The following is a 17,571-nucleotide window of genomic DNA, read 5'->3' on the forward strand; positions in this document are numbered from 1 at the left end:
TCCGCGTTTCTTGTTATTTCGTCTCAAGCAGCCGAACGCACTGCACCGTGATACGCGGCGACGCGCAGCGGCCGCCCTTCCGCCGGAACCGGCTGCGGCGCATGCGCGTCGCGCCTCGCCTCGAGAATGAGGCGGTTGAATTCGCCGCGGATCACGCCGTAGCACTCGCACGCGTGCGCCTCGAGACCCTGCCGGTCGAGCACCGTGATGTGGCCGCGGCGCTGGCGAATGAGTCCCGCCTCCTGCAGCTTGCCCGCCGCTTCCGTGATGCCTTCGCGCCGCACGCCCAGCATGTTCGCGATCGTCTGCTGCGTGACGGCGAGCTCGTCGCCTTCGACGCGATCGTGCGCGAGCAGCAGCCAGCGGCTCAGTTGCTCGCTCACGGAGTGATGCCGGTTGCAGAGCGCGCCGCGCGCGATCTGCGTCATCGCGGCCTGCCAGTAGCGCAGCATCAGCTGGAAGGTGTCGAGCGAGCGATCGAATTCGCGCCGGAATACCTGAGTCGGCACGCGATACGCGTAGCCGCCGCTGCGCACCTCGATGCGGCCCGATGCGCCGCCGCTGCCGTAGTCGGCGAGCGTCGACACGCCGACCACGCCTTCGCTTCCGACCGCGGCGACTTCGACCATCGCGCCGTCTTCCATCAGATACAGCACGGACATCATCGCGGTGGTCGGGAAATACAGGTGGCGCATCGGCTCGTCGGTTTCGCAGAGCAGCTGGGCGCTCTTGATCTTCACGAGCTCGAGGTGCGGCGCGAGCGCGCGAAGGCTGTCGTCGTCGAGCGAGCCCAGCAGGGCGTTGGCATGAAACCCATTGTTCTGATGAAGCATGTTCGTGTCCCGGTTTGTCGGCGCCGCTCGTTTGCGGCGCAGGATTCCGTTTCGCAAGACACGGTCACAGCAAGAATCGTATGTTCCTCGGAATCGTGTCGGCGGCCCTTCTGGTCGTCCTCTTACACACTGACGCACCACCCTCTTCGCGGGGGTGAAAACCCTTAAGCGATTAACGTGCCAATTGGTGCAATTCCTTAATATATAAAGGCATTGGCCGGAGAATTCCTATCTGAATATTTAGCCGCCAACCGAAAGCGTCTCATCCGTGGACACTTTGATACAGTTCGAGCGACAGCAGGTGTCTCATCTAACAATTTCGTAATCTTTACAACGCCCCCGGCGCTTAGCGCTTAACCCTTCCCGCACAACGGCCGGCGCACTTTTACAGGCGCCAATGGAATGATATGACCATTTCATCTCAATAAAACGGAAGTTCGCAGCGGTTCTTTGAAAACTGTCGCAAAGGTGAGTCAACGAACAGTTGACACACTCTGTCATCCAGCCCACACAACGTCTGTAATTCATTGATTACAAACGATTTAACAAAAACACAAAAAGCTCACCGACCACCTCTCTCGGGAAATGGTAAAAATTGCCAAACGAATTTCTTGAATCGGAAATAGATACCGAAATGTCGGCGTGCAATGCATTAAAAATGGTAAAACCGATTATTCCTTACGAAGCAATTAAGTACTTTCTCAAAAAATCTAGGAATATTCCTAAATGTCAAAATTTGTGAAATGCGCATCGCACGCAAACCTCAAAAAATCCGCCGTGATAATCTGAAATTGGATTTTCAACGTCAAGTCGAATTAACAAATAAAAACCACACCTGTCTAGCCAGGCAGGTTTGATCGTGCGCGGCGCCTTCAGGGGGCCCTGCGCCGTTGCTCCGGATCTCCGATCCGGGAAGGACAAGCCGTGACCTACCGCGAATACAAAGAGCCGTCGACGAGGACAGGCGGCATCATCGAGCTGCCGCACCGCACCGACGCCAACCGTTTTCTCGCATCGCTCGGCGTCGCCGAGCGCGCGACGCTCGCAAGCCATCTGCAGCTCGTGCACGTGAAGTCGGGGCAGGTGCTGTGCGAGCCAGGCACGCCGCTCGAGCACGTCTACCTGCCGGTCACGACCGTCATCTCGATTCAGTACGCATCGTCGGACGGCATGACGCTCGAGATCGCGGAGATCGGCAACGAAGGGATCGTGAGCCCGCAGCTCGTCGGCAGCGACGGTGCGACGCCGTGCCGCGTGATAACTTGCCGCGACGGCTTTTCGTATCGGCTCAGCGCGCGCGTGCTGTCGAACCTGCTCGAGGAATCGGCGCAGATCCGCCAGGCGATCTTTCGCTGCACGCATCTGCTGATGGCGCAGGCAAAGCAGATCTCGTTCTGCAGCCGGCATCACGTATTGAAGAACCAGCTTTGCCGGTGGTTCCTGCTCGCGTACGACCGCTCGCGCAGCGTCGAAATCCAGGTCACGCACAGCATGCTCGCGCAGATGCTCGGCGTGCGTCGCGAAACCGTCACCGACGCGGCGGGCGACATCCAGAAGATGGGGCTGATCCGCCAGTACCGCAGCTCGATCATCCTCGTCGACCTGCCCGGGCTCGATGCACAGTCGTGCGGATGCCACACGATCATCCGCGACGAGATGAAGAAGATCCTGTCCGCGCCGACGAGCGCGTCCGGCGCGCTCACCGAATTGCGCAGCTGACCCCGCTTCGCGCCGCACGCTCGCGGCGGCGCGCGCTTCATGCGACATCTTCGTACGGCACCGTCAACGCACGCGCGGCGCACGGTGCACGCCCTCCGCGCGGTGCGCGACTACGTCGGTTAGGTGCCGAACAGAACCACCGCATGCCCGATGGTCTACTAGCCACGATACGCCACGCGGGCGTCATGAGTCTTGCCCGCAGGTACGGGGACCCTCATTCAAGCCGGAGCCGCCAGATGAAAAACGAATTGAGAACAATCATCAAGGACGTCGCGCATCTCGAAGCGTCGATCGACCACATCGCGGACAGCGACGATCTGTACGAGGCAGGTCTGTCTTCGCTGAACACGATTCAACTGATGCTTGCCATCGAGAAGCACTTCAACATCGAGATTCCGGACGAAATGCTGAATCGCCAGCTGTTCCAAAGCATCGATTCGCTCGCCGGGGCCGTCACGCAACTGCAGCGCGCCGAGCAATCCGCATGAAGCGCTTCGACGCCGAAACCGGCAGCGCACGCGTCGCTGCCGTCGAATCCCCGCTTGCGGAAGATCATACGTTGAACGAAGCAGCGCGCCGCGTCGCGCAAGTCGCCGCGCGCTTCGCCGATGCCGTCGATCGCGACGCGCGCTTTCCGACCGAAGCGATCGACGCGATGCGCGAAGAACGTCTGCTCGGCGCGCTCGTGCCGACCGAGCTGGGCGGCCGGGGCGCGTCGCTCGCGGCCGTTTCCGCCGCGTGCGGGATCATCGGCCAGGCGTGCTCGTCGGCCGCGATGATCTACGCGATGCATCAGACGCAGGTCGCCAGCATCGTCGATCATGCGTTGTCGAGCGACTGGCATCGCCGCTTCATCGAGCAGCTCGCCGAGCGCGAATGGCTGCTCGCCTCCGCGACCTCCGAAGAGGAAGTCGGCGGCAATCTGCGCAACAGCCGCTGCGCGATCGAAGCGGACGGCGACATGTTCACGCTCGCGAAACTCGCGCCGACCATCTCGTACGGCGCGCAGGCCGACGCGATCCTCGTCACCGCGCGGCGCGATCGCGACGCGCCCGCCGCCGAGCAGGTGCTCGTCACGCTGCTGAAGGAAAACGCAACCCTCACGCGCCGCAGCGGCTGGGATACGTTCGGCATGCGCGGCACCTGCAGCGAAGGCTTCGCGCTCGACGCGCGCGGCTATTGCGAGCAGATCTTCCCGGTGCCGTTCGCGCAGATCGCCGAGCGGACCATGGTGCCAACGTCGCACATCCTGTGGGCGGCCGTGTGGACCGGCATCGCGAACGACGCGTTCCTGCGCGCGCATCAGTTCTTCCGCGCGCAGATGCAAAAGCAAGGCGGCACGCTGCCGCCGTCCGGCCGCCGGATCGCCGACGCGCTCGCGCTGCTGCAGGCGATGCAGGCGCGCATCGACGGCGCGCTGCGCCTGCACGAGCAGAGCGCCGCGCGCTCGTGGTCCGCGTCGATGGCGCAGGCGGCCGAGATCAACACGCTGAAGACTTACGTGTCGACGACCGCGCTCGACGTGGTCAAGCACGCGACGATGATCTGCGGGATGGCGTCGTACAAGAACGGCACGCCATACACGCTCGGCCGCCACATCCGCGACCTGCATTCGGCGCCGCTCATGATCAGCAACGATCGCATCGAAGCCAACACGGCGAACCTGCTGCTCGCGTTGCGTCCCGCAACGCTGGAGAGAGAGATTTGAACGACATGACCAACCCTTCCGCGCGCGCGGCCGAAGCGGCTCGGGCGCCCATCGATCGCGGCGGCGTGAACCCGTTGCGCGACGAACTCGTCGAAGCGGGGCTGCTGATCTCGACGGGCATTCAGGGCCTGTTCGGCCGCAGCGAGAAGTTCGAACGCGTCGTCGACGCGCTCGACGGCTACATCACGCGCCTTGGCGCCGACCAGCACGCGGAAGTGCTGCGCTTCCCGCCCGCGATGAGCCGCCCCGAGTTCGAGCGCAGCGAATATCTGAAGAGCTTCCCGCAACTCGCGGGCACCGTGCACAGTTTTTGCGGCAACGAGCACGATCACCAGCGCGTGCTGCAATGCCTCGATCGCGGCGACGACTGGACCGAGAATCAGAAGCCGACCTATGTCGTGATGACGCCCGCCGCATGCTACCCGGTCTATCCGGTCGTCGCGCAGCGCGGCGCGCTGCCCGCCGACGGCCGGATCGTCGATGCGTTCTCGTACTGCTTCCGCCACGAGCCGTCGCTCGATCCGACGCGCATGCAATTGTTCCGGATGCGCGAATACATCCGGATCGGCACACCCGAGCAGATCCTCGCGTTCCGCCAGGACTGGATCGAGCGCGGCACGCGAATGATCGACGCGCTGCAGTTGCCGAACAGCATCGATCTCGCGAACGATCCGTTTTTCGGCCGCGGCGGCAAGATCGTCGCGAGCAGCCAGCGCGATCAGAACCTGAAGTTCGAACTCCTGATTCCGATCGAATACGACGGCCGCCTGACCGCGTGCCTGAGCTTCAACTACCACATGGACCACTTCGGCCTGCTGTGGGGCATCAAGACGGCCGAGGCCGCGGTCGCGCACACGGGCTGCGTGGGCTTCGGCCTCGAGCGCCTGACGCTCGGCCTCTTCAGGCATCACGGCTTCGATCCGGACGCATGGCCGCAAGCGGTACGCGACGTACTGTGGGGACATCGATGAGCAGCATCCTGCTCGACGCGCCGGCGAACGGCGCGTCGCTCGAAGAAATCTTCACCGACATCCGGCATCGCGTGCGGCACTACCGCCCGCACGCGCTGCACGGGCCGCAGATGGTCTGGAAGCAAACCAACTGCTACGTCGATCTGTGGATCGAGGTGCTCGGCTGGTGGGGGCTCAATCCGTACGCGGCGCTGCCGTTTACGATCACGCTCGACTTCGAGGGCGACCAGTTCTCGTTCTTCAAGTTTCCGTTCGAGGATCTCGAGACGCTGTACGGAATCGTCGTGCAGGAGCACGCGATCTTCGAACCCGTCGACGCGCACGTCGAGAACCAGGTCGCGCGCGGCAACCTGATGCTCGTCGAAGTCGACGCATGGTATCTGCCCGACACGCGCGGCAACAGCTATCAGACCGAGCACACGAAAACGACGATCGGCATCGACGCGATCGATCGCGAACGCCGCCGCGTCGGCTACTTCCACAACAGCGGCTATTACCTCGCGGAAGGCATCGATTACGACGGCCTGTTCGGCAAGCACGGGCCGACGCAGCTCGTGCCGTACGTCGAATGCGCGAAGCGGCGATTCAAGCCGCTCGAGGAACGCGAGCTGTGCGCAGCGTCGCTCGGCCTCCTCGCGCGCCACCTGAAGCGCCGGCCCGCATCGAACCCGATCGCCGCGTTCCGCGAGCAGCTCGCGCGCGACGCGAAGACGATCGCGTCGCGGCCGATCTCGTACTTCCACGTGTATTCGTTCAATACGCTGCGCCAGCTCGGCGCGAACTTCGAGCTGTTCGGCCGCTATCTGCGCTGGCTCGAGGCGAGCGGCTGCAACGGCGCGTTCGACACGCTCGTCGCCGCGTGCGACACGATCGCGTCCGAATCGATGGTGCTCGAATTCCGCCTCGCGCGTGCGAGCGCACGCGGCAAGGAGGAACGCGGCGAGAGCAGTCTCGACATTCTCGAGCGCGCGTACGCCTCGCTCGTCGACGGCGTCGCGCGAATCGCGCCGCCCGGCAAGGCCGAGCCGAATCCGCCGTTCGGCACGCTGTACGTGCCGCCGAGGCCCGTCTCCACGGTCAGATGAAATCCGCGCCGGATCGCGTGGCGCGCAGCGCCGCTCAATGGACGTTGATCGCGACGCCCGCCGGCGCGATCGCGCGGCCGAGCGAGCTCTCCGAAGCCGGCTGGTGCGCCGCGCCCGTGCCCGGCACGGTCGCGCAGGCGCTTGCCGGCGCGCGGCGCTTCGATCCGGCGCATCCGTATCCGCTCGGCGATAGCGACTACTGGTATCGAACGACGCTGCACGGCGCGGGGCCGCGCATCGTCCGGCTGAACGGGCTCGCGACGATCGCCGAGGTCTGGCTCGACGACGCGCTGCTGCTCTGCTCGGACAACATGTACGTCGCGCACGACATCGCCGTGACGCTCGGCGGTGCGAATCGTCTTGCCCTCTGCTTCCGCTCGCTCGAACGCCACCTCGCCGCGCATGCGCCGCGGGGCCGCGCGCGCTGGCGCACGCGCCTCGTCGACACGCCCGCGCTGCGCGGCGTGCGCACGACGTTTCTCGGCCGGATGCCGGGCTGGTTCCCGGCGATCGAACCGATCGGGCCGTGGCGCTCGATCGAGATCGTGAATCCGGCCGGCGCGCCGACGATCGTGCGCGACACGCTGCGCGCGACGCTAGACGGCCGCGACGGCGTGCTCGACGCCACGCTCGAATTCGCCGCGCCGCTCGCGCAAACGATGCGTGCGCGGCTCGTGTGCGGCGCGCACGCGGCGACGCTCGAGACAACCGGCCCGCGCACCGCGCGCGCAACGCTCAGGATTCCGAACGTCACGCCGTGGTGGCCGCACACGCATGGCGAACCGAAGTTGTACGACGTCGGCGTCGAAATCGGCGACGCGACGATTCCGCTCGCGCGAACCGGCTTTCGCACGATCGCCGTCGAACGCGGCGGCGACGGCCGAGGCTTCGCGCTGTCGGTCAACGGCACGCCCGTCTTCGCGCGCGGCGCATGCTGGACGAGCGCCGACCCGCTCGGCCTGCAGGCCGATCCGGCCGCCTACCGCCGCGCGCTCGCGCTCGCGCGCGACGCCGGCTGCAACATGATCCGCGTCGGCGGCACGATGACCTACGAAGCCGACGCGTTCTACGCGCTGTGCGACGAACTGGGGCTCCTCGTCTGGCAGGACTTCATGCTCGCGAACTTCGACTATCCGAGCGCCGATCCGCGTTTTGCCGAATCGCTGAAGCGCGAGGCCGAGCAGTTTCTCGGCCGGCATGCGGCGCGGCCGTCGATCGCGGTGCTGTGCGGCGGCAGTGAGATCGCGCAACAGGCGGCGATGGTCGGGCTTGCGCCCGACGAGCGCCGCGTGCCCGCGACCGAGCAACTGCTTGCCGAATTGTGCGCCACGCATCGGCCCGATGCGATCTACGTCGCCGATTCGCCGCACGGCGGCGTGCTGCCGTTCGCGCCGCGCGAAGGCGTCGCGCACTACTACGGCGTCGGCGCGTACCTGCGGCCGCCTGAAGACGCGCGCCGCGCCGGCGTGCGCTTCGCGAGCGAGTGCCTCGCGTTCGCGAACGTGCCGTGCGACGCAACCCTCGCGTCGATCGGCTCGCCCGCCGCGCACGAGCCCAGCTGGAAACGCGCAGTGCCGCGCGATCCGGGCGCGCCGTGGGATTTCGACGACGTGCGCGATCACTATCTGCGCACGCTGTACGGCGTCGAGCCCGCGCGTCTGCGCAGCTGCGACCCGGCGCGCTATCTCACGCTGTCGCGCGCGATCGTCGCCGACCTCATCGCGCAGACGCTGTCGGAGTGGCGGCGCGTCGGCTCGTCGTGCGCGGGCGCGCTCGTCTGGCAGTTCCAGGATGTGATGCCGGGCGCTGGCTGGGGCCTAGTCGACGCGCACGGACGGCCGAAATCCGCGTGGCATGCGCTGAAGCGCGTGTCGCAGCCGCGGCAGATCCTGCTCACCGACGAGGGACTCAACGGCCTCGACGTGCATGTGCTCAACGACGCGCCGACGCCGCTCGACGCGCGCATCGAGCTCGTCGCGCTGCGCGACGGGAAGACGCCGATCGCGCGCGCCGGCCGCACGTTGCGCATCGACGCGCACGCGGGCGAATGCGTGAACTCCGCCGACCTGCTGGGTCGTTTCTTCGACTTCACGTACGCATACCGCTTCGGCCCGCGCGAGCACGACGTCGTGATCGCATCGCTGCACGCGGCCGACGGCGCGCTGCTTTCGCAAGCGTTCCACTTCCCGGAACGCACCGCGCCGACCGTGTTCGAGCGCGCCGACATCGGCCTCGAGGCGAGCGCCGCCTATCGCGACGGCCGCTGGTGCGTCGACGTGCAGACGCGTACGTTCGCGCGCTACGTGCACGTGTCCGCGCCCGGGCTGCTGCCCGACATCGACTGGTTTCATCTCGCGCCGGGTGCCGCCGCGCGGATCGAGCTCGCCGCCGACCCTCACTCTCCCCATTCCCATGACAATCCGCCCGACGCGTCCGCCGCCCTCGCTGCGCCGCCCGCGATCGAGGTGCGAGCACTGAATTCCAACAAGACCATTCGCCCGAGGATAGAAAATTGAGACCAGTCAGATTCGACGATTGCTTAGGATGGCTGCATGAGGGACGCACGCGGCGCGGCGTCCTCATCTGCGAGGCGCTCGGGCACGAAGCGCTGTGGACGCACAAAGTGGTCCGCGCGCTCGCCGAGCGCCTCGCCGAAGACGGCATGTGGGTGTTGCGCTTTCATTACCCGTGCGCGGGCGATTCGGCGGGCGACGATCTCGCGCCGGGCCGGCTGCCCGCGAGCGTCGCGAGCGTGCGCCGCGCGCTCGCCGTGCTGCGCGATCAAGCGAGCGTCGATGGCGTCACGCTCGTCGGCCTGCGCGCGGGCGCCGCGTTCGCGATGCTCGCGCTCGCGGGCGACGACGCGCCCGCCGTCGATGCGTTCGTCGGGCTCGCGCCCGTGGTGCGCGGCCGCGCGTATCTGCGTGAGTTGTCGATCGTCCAAAAGCGCTGGCTGGATACAACGCCGCCCGCGATCCGCGAGCAGCATCACGTGGAACCGTGGCTCAACATTCTCGGCCATCGCTACCCGGCCGATTTCGTCGCCGATCTGAAGCAAGTCGATTTGAGCAACGCGGTCGCGACGACGATCGCGCTGCCGCGCGCCGCGTTGCTCGTCGACACCGACTATGGGGACAGTCCCGCGCTGCGCGCCGCGCTCGTCGCGCGCGGCGTGTCGACGCACATCGAATCGTTCCCTGAGTGGCCGAGCGCGCTGCAGGAAGGCGCGCGCTCGCGCGTGCCGCACGCGGCGCTCGAATCCGTCGCGCGCTGGATCGGCCTCGGCGAACAGGCGGCGGCAGCGGAACCGATCGCGGCCGGCCACGCCGATCGCGCGGCCGCCGCGCATGCGCACGACGACGCGATCACCATTGCATCGCGCGCCGCGCGCAAGCCCGACATCGCGCACGCTCGCGACGCGCGTCATCATGCGCCCGCGCCGAATGCCGCGTCACCCATCACGTTCGCGTTCGACGGCATCGCCGAAACGCTCGTCCACATCGGACCGAAGCGGCTCGTCGGCACGCTGTGCGAGCCCGTCGCGCCCGCGCGCGCCGGCACGCCTTGCCTGCTGATCGCGAACACCGCGGCGAACCCGCGAAGCGCGGACGGCCGCATCGGCGTGCGTCTCGCGCGCACGCTTGCGCAGCGCGGCATCGCGTCGCTGCGGATCGACATCGAAGGCATCGGCGACAGCGGCGCGCACGCGCCGGACGATCAGGCCGAAGTGCTGTATTCCGATCCGGCCATCGCGGACGTCGCCACGGCCGTCGACTGGCTCGGCGCGCGCTGCCGGCGGCAGGTCGTCGCGTTCGGCGTGTGCTCGGGCGCGTTCGCCGCGCTGCATGCGGCCGCGCACGCGCGCGCGGCGGCCGGCGTGATCGCGGTCAATCTGCCGCGCTTCATCTGGCCGCGCGGGCTCACGATCGCCGAGGCGCGCAAACAGCAGACGAATTCCGCGCGCGGCTATCTCGCATCGATGCGGGACTGGAGCAAATGGCGCCGTCTGCTGCGCGAGGGCCGCGATCTGCGCCCGGTGCTGAGCGCGCTGCGCCGCCACGTCACCGCGCGCCTGAGCGCGCCGGCGGGACGCCTCGCGGAGCGGCTCGGCCGCCGGCCGAAACCCGACACGCCGCGCGGCCTGATCAGGGCGCTCACCGACCGGAGCATCCACACGATGCTCGTCTACGGCGATTTCGATCCGGGCGTCGACGAGTTCACCCGCTACTTCGGCTCGCCGCGCCGCGCATTCAAGCGCTCGCCGCTCGTGAGCGTCGAGATGATCCGCTTGCTCGATCATTCGGTGTACGGCACGTCGGCCGCCGAGATGGTCATCGAGCTCTGCATCGACACGCTGACGGGCTGGGGAGACAGGACGCGCGGGCCGCAATTGCGACCCCGGCCGACGGGCGCACGGCACGGCGCGCCGCACGCGGCTTCCGCCGATGCCGCCGCGTCGCCCTGACGACGACGCTCGCGCAAGCGCGCCGCATTCGCCTCGGCTCGCCGGCACGTCAGTTGGCGGTCGATGTGGTGCTGCGCGGACGCTCGATGCCGTACGCTTCCATCCATCGATACAGCGTCGCGCGCGAGATGCCGAGCTCGCGCGCCGTGCCGGCGAGACGCCCGCGATTGCGCAGCAGCGCGAGCTCGATCACTTCCCGCTCGATCGATTTGCGAATCGCCGCGACCGACAGCGGCGCGACTTCGGTGCAATGGTCGAGCTCGAGATCGTGCGCGGTGACGAGCCGCCCTTCCGCCATCACGAGCGCGCGGCGCACGCGATTGATGAGCTCGCGCACGTTGCCCGGCCAGTCGTGCTTGTAGAGCGCCGAGATCGCGTCGGTCGAGAAGCCGCGCACGCGATGCCGCGCATCGGCGCGAAAACGCTCGAGCATGTGCCGCGCGAGCAGCTCGATGTCCTTGCCGCGCGCGCGCAGCGGCGGCTGATCGACGCGCAGCACGCACAGGCGGTGATACAGGTCCGCGCGGAACCGCCCTTCGTTCATCGCGCCGCGCAGGTCGACGTGCGTCGCCGACACGATGCGCACGTCGACGGGCACGGGATCGCTGCCGCCCAGCCGATGAATCGTGCGCTCCTGCAGAAAGCGCAGCAGGCTCGCCTGGCTCTCGAGCGGCAGATCGCCGATCTCGTCGAGCAGCAGCGTGCCGCCGTTCGCCGATTCGACGTGGCCGATCTTGCGCGTGCTCGCGCCCGTGAACGCGCCGCGCTCGTAGCCGAACAGTTCGGACTGCAGCAGATGCGGCGGAATCGCGCCGCAGTTGACCGCGACGAACGGCCCCGTGCGGCGCGCGGAATGCTGATGGATCGCGGCCGCGGTGAGCTCTTTGCCGGTGCCCGTTTCGCCCGACACGAGCACGGGCGCGTCGGTGCGCGCGATGCGGCGCACCGTGTCGAACAATTGCAGCATCGCATCGCAGGTGCCGATCATCCCCTGATCGGCGGACGCGATGGGCGCCGTGCTCGGCGCGAACAGGCACTCCATCCCGTATGCGTGGCCGACCGCGTCCGCGATCCGCTGGTGCGACGCGGGCAGCGTGATGTAGTCGAAGCAGTAATCGCGCAGCAGCGCGCGCACTTCCGGCACGTTCGCCTGATGCGCTTCGACGAGCGCGACCCACGCGACGTTGCGCAGCGACGCGCACACGGCCGCGACCGCGTTCATCTCGCCGCTCGACACCGCGCTCAGATCGAGGATGCCGCCCGTCACTTCGCCCGCCGTCGTGCGCACCTGGTTCGCGCTCGTGACCATGGAGATCTTCCAGTCGCGGCGCGCGAGCTCCTTGCGCAGCAGCGTCGATGGCTGATGCGTCCAGTAAATCAACGGTCGCTGTCGGATAGATCCCCGGGAGAGACCCCCGATGATCGCGCTAGTCGTCATTGGTGCCTCCGATCATGAACTGACTGTGTGACTCGACGAATTCGTGTGTGGGCGAAAGCCGACGATCGTCCGCCTACCGGCAATACAGTGCGAGATGGGAGGGTGTCGCGCCCCGCCCGTACACGATGCCGGGACGCACCCGTTCGTATCGTTCGGGAGCGCACGTCAGATGCCTCGTTGGTCTCTGATTGATGGTTAGATTTCGCAAAGAAAGCGGCGACGTATCGTTTCGGCCGCGTTTTCATTCATGCGGCGCGCCGCGCAATCGGCAAGCGGCCCTGAACGAGCGACGCATGGCCGGCTCCGAAAGCCGAGGCACACGTCGAATCGCCCGTTGGCCGGGCTCGTTGAACTCGTCCGGTCGGATCGCGCGGCATGCCGCGTGATCTTTTTCACCTCGCTCTCAGGATGGCTTTACAGCGTCGTGCTCGTGAAGCCGACTGTCGAAGTTACTCTACCATTCGCGCTCTTTTGCGATCGATTTCCAACCGTGATTTGACCATCGTTGACCATTTATTGGGCAATTGACACGGCCCGAATAGGACACTTTCACCCCTGCCCGCTCATTGTCGCGCAGTCGCGCCGTAATGTTTGTGTATGAATGAAACAAATTCCTCCAGATCCGCCGTTTTGCGCCCGATATTATTGAGATAAGACATGTGTGCAATTCCGTTCGATCGTTTCATTGAAAGTCTCTTCGAGTTGTCCGTGTACCTCGTTTATGCCGCTTGAATGTGCCTCGCGCGTTCAGCGCGCATCGTCGTCGAGCCAGACACGGCTCCATTCCGCGATTTTCGGCGCCGCGTGCGAGATCCATGCGCTCACGGGCGCGCTGCGCCCGTAGCACGACACCGCGATCGTGCAGGCAGCCGCGACGAACAGGATCGTCGATCGCGAAACGCTTGCCGGACGCCGTACCGCGATGGCGCCGGCGCGCACGCGCTCAATGCGGCGTGCGCGTAGCGGTGCCGAACCCGCCGGATCGGCTTGTGCGGCGCTTGCGCGACGCAAACGGCTTGCCGTCAGCAGCGCGACGCCCGCGCCGACCAACCAGCCCGATGCGATTTCGGACCACGAATGAAATCCGAGCAGCACGCGCGAAACGCCGATCGCGAGCGCGAATGCGAGGCCCGCCGCGATCGCGCGCCGCACGTGCGCGTCGCGCACGCAGATCGCCGCGACGAGCGGATACACCGCCGCGCCGAGCATCGTGTGACCGCTTACACCGGTGAAACGCCACGCGGCAATGCCGATTCCCCAGCCCGCATAGACAAATTTCGTCAACGCGACGAGACCCGCCGCGCAAGCGAAGCCGAACGCCCAATAAAGCGCGGCGCGACGGCGCCCGGTCGCCGCGAGCCAGCTCAGCACCGCGACGGCGAGCGGCGCCGTGAGAAACGGATCGCCAAAATTGGTCAGCAGGAAAAAAAGTCGCATTGCGTCGGATCGAGGAAACGCTCGCGCTCAGATGCGCGCGAGCGTGTCGCTTCGGGAGGCGTCGAGCGGCGAGGTCGGCGCGGCGCGCTCGACGGACGCGCCGTCGTCCGTCGCGACGCCCGATGCGAGCGGCTCGGCCTGCGCCGAGGCGACGATCGAGGCGTTGTGCGCCGGCGCGGCGCCGGAAGTCTCGCCCAATTCCGCTTGCAGCGCGGCGTAGCCTTCGAGCACGAAACGCGAGAATGCCGAGCGGAATCGCGCGGCGCTGAAACGCTGCGCGTTCGCGCGGCACGCGTGCGGATCGAACGTACCCGCGGGCATTGCCTCGAACCGGTCGATTGCATCGATCAGCGCGTCGCACGTCTGCTTCGCATAGAAAAGCCCTGTCGGCACCGGGCCCGCCGCGCGCACCGATTCGCACACGCCGCCCTTGCCGTACGCGATCACGGGCGTGCCGCATGCCTGCGCCTCGACGGGCGAAATGCCGAAATCCTCTTCCGCCGCGAACACGAACGCCTTCGCGCGCTGCAGATGATCGTGCAGCACGTCGAACGACTGATAGCCGAGCAGCGTGACGTTCGGCCCCGCGAGCGCGCGGATCTTCTCTGCCTCGGGGCCGTCGCCGATCACGACGAGCCGGCGCGACGGCATGTGCGAGAACGCCTCGACGATCAGGTCGATGCGCTTGTAGGGCACGAGGCGCGATGCGGTCAGATAGAAATCTTCCTTCGTGTCGCGCAGCGCGAGATGATCGACGTCGACGGGCGGATAGATGACCGTCGCGTCGCGGCGATACGTCTTACGAATGCGGCGCGCGACGAAGTGCGAGTTCGCCGCGAGCAGATCGACGCCGTTCGCGGAGCGCGCATCCCAATTGCGGATGTAATGCAGCAGCGTGCGCGCGAGCGCGGATTTCACGCCGCGCGCGAGCCCCGCCTCGTTCAGATACTGATGCTGCAGATCCCACGCATAGCGAACGGGCGAATGCACGTAGCTCGCGTGCAGTTGGTCCGGGCCGTTCAGCACGCCCTTCGCGACCGCATACGAACTCGACAGGATCAGGTCGTAGCCGGACAGATCGAACTGCTCGATCGCGAGCGGAAAGAGCGGCAGGTAGCTACGGTACTTGCTGCGCGCGAACGGCAATTTCTGGATGAACGAAGTGTGTACCGGCCGGCCACGCAGGCACGAGCGGTCGTCGAGAAAATCGACGAGGCTGTAGATGTCGGCCTGCGGAAAACAGTCGATCATCTGCGCAAGCACGCGCTCCGCGCCGCCATACACCACCAGCCAGTCGTGAACGATTGCTACCTTCAAACAGGAAGTCCTTTTGATGTGCGCAAAGGCGCGTCGAATCGAACGCAGGTCGCGTCGTCAGCGAGCGGCGCGGGTGGCACGGTGGCGCGTCGTCATCGCATCGCGGCCATTATCCGAACAAGCTCGCACGCCCTATGTGCGGAAGCGCACAGTACGCAGGGATCGGCGGCACGCCTCGTGTGCACCGCACACATCGGCGGCGCGCCGCACACCGCGTCCCGCTCGCAACGCGCACGGTACGCTTTCGAACAGAACGGCCGGAGGTCCGCTCGTATCGTTGCGTCCATAGGCCGCATCGGAAACTTCTCATGTCGCGGCGCACCAAACCCGCGCCGCACGACGCGGCACGCGGCCCTGAACCGAGGAATCTCCATCATGGACTGGACATGCTGCGAATTCAGGTATCTGAATTCGAACGAGCTTTACATGATCCTTCGCGCACGCAATGCAGTCCTCGTCGTCGAGGATGCGCACACGTATCTCGACATCGACGGCAAGGACGAATTCGCTATCCACGTGTTCGCAACGGACAAGCGCGGCGAACGGCCGTCGATCGCCGCCTACGCGCGTCTCTTGCCGGGTGACGACATCGATCCCGAAACGACGATCGACAAGATCCTGACGAGCGCCGCGCATCGTGACGACCGCACGATCGACGCGTTGATCGAACACGTGCTGGCCGCCGCGCACGCGCGCTGGCCCGATGCGCCGGTGCGCGTGCAGGTGAGCGCGCACCGCGAAGACTTTTACAGCCGCTTCGGCTTCCGCAAGGTCGACGGGCCGTATCTCGAGCACGGCGCGCCGTACATCGGCATGCTGCGCCCGGCGAGCAGCCCGTCGAAGGCCGTGCGCGATCTGCTCGATCGCGTCGGCACCGCGACAAGCGCGGGCGCCGTTGCAACGGCTGCACCGCGCACGACGCGCCAAGCCGACGCCGACTCCACCAACGAGCGCTACGCGCTCGCCGGCCGCCTTCCGGCCGATTCCGGAATGAACCGATGACCGATCTCGCTACGAACCCGACTTCCGCCGCGCCGCAACCGGCGCCGCCGCGCATCCTGCCCGTGATTCTCGCGGGCGGCTCCGGCACGCGCCTCTGGCCGCTGTCGCGCGAACACCATCCGAAACAGCTGATCGACCTGATCGCCGACGAATCGCCGCTGTCCTCGACCGCGCGCCGCCTGACGGGCATTGCAAATGCCGAGCTCGCCGACACGCTGCTGCTCGTCTGCGGCGAACAGCATCGCTTCACGAGCGCCGCGCAAGTGAGCGCCCGCGGGCTGCGCGCGCGCATCCTGCTCGAGCCGGCCGCGCGCAACACGGCGCCCGCGCTCACGCTCGCCGCGCTCGAAGCGCTCGCGCATCACGGCGATCCGGTGCTCGCGGCGATGCCCGCCGATCACGCGGTGTCCGACACGCGCGCGTTCCAAGATGCGGTCGCGCAAGCGGCGCGCTACGCGCAAGACGGCGCGATCGTCACGCTCGGCGTGCTGCCGCGCCGCGCCGAGACGGGCTACGGCTACATCAAGGTGGGCGCGCCGCTCGCGGATTCGCACGGTGCCTCAAGCGGCCACGCGATCGACAGCTTCGTCGAAAAGCCGCATCAGGAGCTCGCGCAGCAATACCTGCAATCCGGCGATTATTGGTGGAACAGCGGCATCTTCGTCGTGCGCGCGTCGACATGGCTCGCCGCGATCCGCGCGCTGCAGCCGGACATGCATGCGGCTTGCGAAGCCGCGTGGCGCAACGGCACGAACGACGGCCAGTTCTTCAAGGCGGACGCGGCCGAATTCGCCGCATGCCCGTCCGACTCGATCGATTACGCGGTGATGGAGCGCCTGACGGGCGCGCGCGCGCTCGGCATCCCGGGCGTGATCGTGCCGCTCGCGGCGGGCTGGTCGGACGTCGGCTCGTGGGACGCGATCTGGGAACTGCTGCCGAAGGACGAAGCAGGCAACGTCGCGCGCGGCGAGGTGCTGTTCGAAGGCACCGAAGACAGCTTCGCGCGCTCCGAAGGCCGGCTCATCGCGTGCGTCGGGCTGAAGGACGTGGTCGTCGTCGAAACGCCGGATGCGGTGCTCGTCGCGAACAAGCATCGCGTGCAGGACGTGAAGACCGTCGTCGCGCGCCTGAAGTCCGGCCAGCACGAGCAGGTGCGGGACCACCGCAAGGTGCAGCGCCCGTGGGGCTACTACGATTCGATCGATCGCGGCGAGCGCTTCCAGGTGAAGCGCATCGTCGTCGATCCGGGCAAGCAGCTGTCGCTGCAGATGCACTATCATCGCGCCGAGCACTGGATCGTCGTGCGCGGCACCGCGAAGGTCACGCGCGGCGACGAGACGTTCCTCCTGAGCGAGAACGAATCGACGTACATCGAGGTCGGCGCGGTTCACCGCTTGGAGAATCCGGGCAAGATCGCGCTCGAGATCATCGAAGTCCAATCGGGCGACTATCTCGGCGAAGACGACATCGTTCGCTTCGACGACCGTTACGGCCGCGCGAGCGCGCAACCCGCGCCCGAAGCGGCGAAGCCGGCCGCAGCCGAGCTCGCGCCCACCGCCGAGCCCGTCCGCGCGCTCGGCGAGCACTGACAAACGC

13 protein-coding genes and 1 pseudogene are annotated in these 17,571 nt (G+C 66.9%); 10 read left to right on the forward strand and 4 right to left on the reverse strand.

What is annotated here, in order from left to right:
* Nucleotides 1–23: 23 nt before the first annotated feature.
* Complete coding sequence (locus tag WT60_RS17180; RefSeq protein ID WP_060356824.1) at nucleotides 24–833, reverse strand: Crp/Fnr family transcriptional regulator; 810 nt, start codon at nucleotides 831–833, stop codon at nucleotides 24–26.
* A 924-nt stretch (nucleotides 834–1,757) separates the two neighbouring features.
* Here WT60_RS17180 and WT60_RS17190 point away from each other — a divergent pair.
* The 7 genes from WT60_RS17190 to WT60_RS17220 all read left to right on the forward strand — a co-directional run bounded on the left by WT60_RS17190 (nucleotide 1,758) and on the right by WT60_RS17220 (nucleotide 10,781).
* A complete protein-coding gene (locus WT60_RS17190) occupies nucleotides 1,758–2,552 on the forward strand; it encodes a Crp/Fnr family transcriptional regulator (RefSeq protein ID WP_038744389.1) in 795 nt (264 codons plus the stop codon).
* Between the two features lie 236 nt (nucleotides 2,553–2,788).
* Entirely contained in the window at nucleotides 2,789–3,040 is a 252-nt protein-coding gene (locus WT60_RS17195; protein ID WP_038744391.1) for an acyl carrier protein, read from the forward strand.
* Entirely contained in the window at nucleotides 3,037–4,260 is a 1,224-nt protein-coding gene (locus WT60_RS17200) for an acyl-CoA dehydrogenase family protein (RefSeq protein WP_059644052.1), read from the forward strand. The genes WT60_RS17195 and WT60_RS17200 overlap by 4 nt, the downstream gene beginning before the upstream one ends.
* Entirely contained in the window at nucleotides 4,257–5,231 is a 975-nt protein-coding gene (locus WT60_RS17205) for an amino acid--[acyl-carrier-protein] ligase (protein ID WP_081989329.1), read from the forward strand. The genes WT60_RS17200 and WT60_RS17205 overlap by 4 nt, the downstream gene beginning before the upstream one ends.
* Entirely contained in the window at nucleotides 5,228–6,316 is a 1,089-nt protein-coding gene (locus WT60_RS17210) for a DUF1839 family protein (protein WP_038744396.1), read from the forward strand. Before WT60_RS17205 ends, WT60_RS17210 begins: the two co-directional genes overlap by 4 nt.
* Nucleotides 6,313–8,832 (forward strand): glycoside hydrolase family 2 protein, encoded by a 2,520-nt coding sequence (locus tag WT60_RS17215; RefSeq protein WP_060356823.1) that lies wholly within the window; start codon nucleotides 6,313–6,315, stop codon nucleotides 8,830–8,832. Before WT60_RS17210 ends, WT60_RS17215 begins: the two co-directional genes overlap by 4 nt.
* Nucleotides 8,829–10,781 (forward strand): alpha/beta hydrolase, encoded by a 1,953-nt coding sequence (locus WT60_RS17220; RefSeq protein ID WP_060356822.1) that lies wholly within the window; start codon nucleotides 8,829–8,831, stop codon nucleotides 10,779–10,781. Before WT60_RS17215 ends, WT60_RS17220 begins: the two co-directional genes overlap by 4 nt.
* A gap of 49 nt (nucleotides 10,782–10,830) precedes the next feature.
* Here the strand turns inward: WT60_RS17220 and WT60_RS17225 are convergent, their stop codons facing one another.
* The 3 genes from WT60_RS17225 to WT60_RS17240 form a co-directional block, all read right to left on the reverse strand.
* The gene (locus WT60_RS17225) at nucleotides 10,831–12,219 is read right to left on the reverse strand and encodes a sigma-54 dependent transcriptional regulator (protein ID WP_038744401.1); all 1,389 of its coding nucleotides are present in this window, start codon (nucleotides 12,217–12,219) and stop codon (nucleotides 10,831–10,833) included.
* 747 nt (nucleotides 12,220–12,966) lie between these two features.
* Nucleotides 12,967–13,656: a phosphatase PAP2 family protein gene (locus WT60_RS17235; protein WP_060356821.1), complete on the reverse strand. Its 690-nt coding sequence runs from the start codon at nucleotides 13,654–13,656 to the stop codon at nucleotides 12,967–12,969.
* 27 nt (nucleotides 13,657–13,683) lie between these two features.
* Nucleotides 13,684–14,973 carry a glycosyltransferase family 4 protein gene (locus tag WT60_RS17240; RefSeq protein WP_038744406.1) on the reverse strand — a complete coding sequence of 430 codons (1,290 nt, stop codon included), beginning with the start codon at nucleotides 14,971–14,973 and terminating at the stop codon, nucleotides 13,684–13,686.
* A gap of 18 nt (nucleotides 14,974–14,991) precedes the next feature.
* Between WT60_RS17240 and WT60_RS35225 the strand changes: the two are divergent.
* The 3 genes and pseudogenes from WT60_RS35225 (at nucleotide 14,992) to WT60_RS17255 (ending at nucleotide 17,564) form a co-directional block, all read left to right on the forward strand.
* Nucleotides 14,992–15,331 (forward strand): annotated as a pseudogene (locus WT60_RS35225) (hypothetical protein).
* A gap of 17 nt (nucleotides 15,332–15,348) precedes the next feature.
* Complete coding sequence (locus WT60_RS17250) at nucleotides 15,349–15,975, forward strand: drug:proton antiporter (RefSeq protein ID WP_038744408.1); 627 nt, start codon at nucleotides 15,349–15,351, stop codon at nucleotides 15,973–15,975.
* Complete coding sequence (locus WT60_RS17255; protein WP_059575863.1) at nucleotides 15,972–17,564, forward strand: mannose-1-phosphate guanylyltransferase/mannose-6-phosphate isomerase; 1,593 nt, start codon at nucleotides 15,972–15,974, stop codon at nucleotides 17,562–17,564. Before WT60_RS17250 ends, WT60_RS17255 begins: the two co-directional genes overlap by 4 nt.
* The last annotated feature ends 7 nt before the right edge of the window (nucleotides 17,565–17,571 follow it).

It is taken from the genome of Burkholderia sp. MSMB617WGS (assembly GCF_001532025.2).
GTDB classification, from domain to species: Bacteria; Pseudomonadota; Gammaproteobacteria; order Burkholderiales; family Burkholderiaceae; genus Burkholderia; species Burkholderia savannae.